The 3,481-nt window shown below is 62.4% G+C and carries 3 protein-coding genes and 1 pseudogene; all 4 read right to left on the reverse strand.

Features of this window, described 5'->3' with window-relative positions; all coding sequences use genetic code 11:
• On the reverse strand, positions 1 to 981 hold a 981-nt coding region (locus ERD80_RS21945; protein ID WP_211145614.1), incomplete at its 3' end, for a pyridoxamine 5'-phosphate oxidase family protein.
• 14 nt (positions 982 to 995) lie between these two features.
• Positions 996 to 1,607 carry a glutathione S-transferase gene (locus ERD80_RS21950; RefSeq protein ID WP_058780404.1) on the reverse strand — a complete coding sequence of 204 codons (612 nt, stop codon included), beginning with the start codon at positions 1,605 to 1,607 and terminating at the stop codon, positions 996 to 998.
• Between the two features lie 162 nt (positions 1,608 to 1,769).
• The gene (celB, locus tag ERD80_RS21955) at positions 1,770 to 3,125 is read right to left on the reverse strand and encodes a PTS cellobiose transporter subunit IIC (RefSeq protein WP_021507630.1); all 1,356 of its coding nucleotides are present in this window, start codon (positions 3,123 to 3,125) and stop codon (positions 1,770 to 1,772) included.
• A 124-nt stretch (positions 3,126 to 3,249) separates the two neighbouring features.
• Positions 3,250 to 3,481, reverse strand: a pseudogene (locus tag ERD80_RS21960) (6-phospho-beta-glucosidase); the annotation flags it as partial.

A 3,481-nucleotide genomic window follows, 5' to 3' on the forward strand; every position in this document is an offset into this window, starting at 1 on the left:
CTGCTGCGCCTGCAGGCGTTCGCTGGCGGACGGCCAGTCGCCAGTCATCAGCGAGGCGGGCGATACGCCGTCTGGTTGATCGGCCCAGCGCAGGGCGATGGCAGCGCGCCGGCGCACAATGCGGCGCGCGCTAAAGCGCCACAGGCGCTCGGCACCCTGAAAGGCCGCGATTTCGGCGGAATCGGTTATCACCGTGGCATCGCCGCTCATCTGCAATACATCGCCGCTGGCGTAGTCGATAAACAGCAGCCCGGCCTTGCCGTTGAGCACGATATTGCCGAGGGTGGAAAAGAACAGGTTGCCGTTGAAGTCCGGAATGGTCAGTACATCATCGGCAGCGATGCGCACAAAACCGGCTTTGCCGCCGCGATGCGAAACGTCCACCTGCCGGCGCGCCTGATCGGCATAGGTGGTGACATAAAACGTGTCGGCTTGCCTGATGGCGGCGCGCGCGGCGTCATCCAGCGCGCTGAGCGTCTCAACCTCGCCCTGATAAGCCCTGCCGGGCGCATGGTCGAAGCGGAAATCGCGCAGCTGAATATAGCGCGGGCAGTTGCCGAAGCTCTGGTCAACCTGTACGCGCAGGCCGCCGCCAATCGCCGTCAGCACGCCGTTCATGCGGTTGCGCCGCCGCGTGTGCAGCTCAATGCCGAGCAGGCCCACCGGCGCGCCATCGGTCATCCCGCCGGCCGCCGGATCGCTGGCGTCAGGGCGGGCCGCGATATCCAGCGTGGTGGCGTTGGGCGAGAAGATAAAACCGGGCTGGCCTTCCAGCAGCGTGGCCCAGGCATCACCCTGTGTATCAACGCTGCCGGCAACGATAAACGGCAGCTGCGCGTAAAAGTCACGATGCTGATCGGGCATGTAATCGCGGATCACGCGCTGCCCGACATCGGCCATACGTTCCGCCACCCCTGCCTGCTGCTGCAGCGCAATTTCACCGTCATGCCATACCGGCAGCGTAATCAGTTTCTCGCCCATGATGCTGGCTCCTGTCAGGCGCGCAGGCCGGCGGCGGTCTGCGGAAAAGGCACAAAGCCGGGTAGCGCTTCAATCCGACGCAGCAGCTGATTCACCGCAGGGTAACCGGACATCTCGACATTGCCTTCCGGGGCACCGGCCAGGTAGCTATATAAAGCGATGTCAGCAATGGTGGGATGCTCGCCCACCAACCACTCACGCTGGCTGAGATGGCTTTCCAGCCGCGAAAGAATCAGATGCGCGCGCGCCAGCACTTCTTCCGCGTTGAATTTGGCACCAAACACGGTAATCAGGCGCGCCGCCGCCGGACCGTAAGCCAGTTCACCGGCCGCCACCGACAGCCAGCGCTGCACCTGGGCGGCGCCCAGCGCATCTTCCGGCAACCAGTCACTGCGGTTAAATTTCTTCGCCAGGTACACCAGAATGGCGTTGGAATCCGCGATGTAAACGCCTTCGTCTTCCAGCACCGGCACCTGACCGAATGGGTTGATGGCGAGAAACGCCGGGGTTTTATGTTCGCCGCCAGGCAGGTCGACTTCGACCGTTTCATGCGCTATGCCGAGCAGGGACAGCGCCAGCAGTGCGCGGTGAGCGTGGCCGGAGAGCGCTAAATTGTACAGTTTCATCATGCGGTTCCTCAGGTAGTGGCCGGGGTGATCCCGAGCCGTGGCCTAAGGTTCGCACAGCCGTATTGCTGGCAGAATAGCCAGATCTGCGAAGTCATTATTGCAAAAAGTGGAAGGATGCGGCCGGGTGCGCAGCAGGGCGCACCCGGCAGAGGGAGTGGTTCAGGAAGGCACGACGGCACTGCCGCTGGCGGCCTGCGCCTGCTGTTCGTTCTGCTGCTCTTCGCGCAGCTTCAGGCGATCCCACACGCGGAAAAATGGATAGTAGACCACCAGCGAAATCGTCAGGTTGACCACCTGCAACACCGTGCCGGAGATATGGCCGCCGGTGGCGAGATAGCCGCTGACGAAGATCGGCGTGGTAAAGGGCAGGGCGATGCCGGCTGGCGGCGCCACCAGACCGCTGCTCATTGCCGCCCACGAAACAATCACCAGCAGCACTGGCGTCAGGATAAACGGCAGGAACAGGTACGGGTTCATCACCAGCGGAATGCCGAACACCAGCGGCTCGCTGATGTTGAACAGCGCCGCCGGCGCAGCGATTTTCCCCAGCTGTTTCATCTGGCGGCTGCGTGCGCGGATCAGCATAAAGATCACCAGCCCAAGCAGCGCGCCGGTGCCGCCGGGCGCAATCCATAAATCGTAAAACTGCTGGGTAAAGATGTGCGGAATCGGCTGATTATGCTGAAAGGCTTCGAGGTTTTCACTCATGTTCGACAGCCATACCGGCTGAATGAACACCAGTACGATGGCATCGCCGTGCAGGCCGAGCGTCCAAAGAATGCCAATCAGCAGCACCGAGAAAATCATCCCCGGCAGCGTGCCGCCGACGTGGTGCATCGGCAAACCAATCACCGTGGCAATCAGGTTGTTGATGTCGTGGAACGGTGAGGCTTCAACTGCCAGGCGCAGCAGCAGCACCACGGCCAGCACGCAGAAGCCGGGAACCAGCGCGAGGAACGATTTCGCCACCGCCGGCGGCACGCCTTCCGGCATCTTGATCACCAGGTTACGGCTGTGCACAAAGCGGTAGATTTCGGTGGAGAGCAGCGCAATCACAATCGCCACGAACAGGCCCTGACTGCCGATCAGCGAAATCGGCAGCACGCCGGTGACCAGCTGTGCGGGCGCGCCTTCAACCGGGGCGAACAGCGTCTGCTGCGGAATGGTCATCACAAACGCCACCAGCGCCATCGCGCCGCTGGTTAGCGGGTCAAGCGTGCGGTATTTCTCCGCCAGCCGGTAAGCGATACCGAAGCTGGAGATCAGCGCCATGATGTCGTAGGTGGCACGCACCGGATAGAGCAGTTTATTGCGCCAGCTGTCGCCGAACAGGTCGGCCATCAGATGGCCCCACGCCGGGATCGGCAGGTAGGCGAAGATCAGAAAAAAGCTGCCGATCAGCATGAACGGCATGTTGAGAATGATGCCGTCCCGCACGGACAGCACATGCTTCTGCCCGGCCACCTTGAGCGCGGCGGGCAGCACATAACGTTCGATGATATTACGGTTGGACATAGGGCCTCCTTGGGCACAATGGCGCAACAAATTAACAGGTCAATGCGTGTCATTTCGGCGCGGCGCAATTTATTGCGCGATGAAGCGCGCCGCGACGGCCTGGGTGCGGTTTGCGACAGGGATATCACGCAAACTGCGGCAGCCACGGTTGATTCAGCGTCAGCACTTCGTCCAGCAGCGCTTCGGCGCTGGCGACGTCGCCGACCAGCGGATTGCCGACCAGCGCCAGCAGCGCGGCACCGCGATCGCCGTGCACCGCCGCGTCGATGGTCAATCGCTCGAAGGCTTTGATCTGCTGCGTCAGCCCGTGCATCAGCGGTGGCAGCGCGCCAAATACCAGCGGGTGCGCGCCCTGC

Source organism: Pantoea sp. R102 (assembly GCF_004916815.1).
In the GTDB taxonomy this organism is placed as follows: Bacteria; Pseudomonadota; Gammaproteobacteria; order Enterobacterales; family Enterobacteriaceae; genus Pantoea; species Pantoea dispersa.

Excerpts from the sequence above, each read along its gene's own strand:
- celB (WP_021507630.1), bottom strand. The coding sequence starts at position 3,125 with ATGTCCAACCGTAATATCATCGAACGTTATGTGCTGCCCGCCGCGCTC.
- ERD80_RS21950 (WP_058780404.1), bottom strand. The coding sequence starts at position 1,607 with ATGAAACTGTACAATTTAGCGCTCTCCGGCCACGCTCACCGCGCACTG.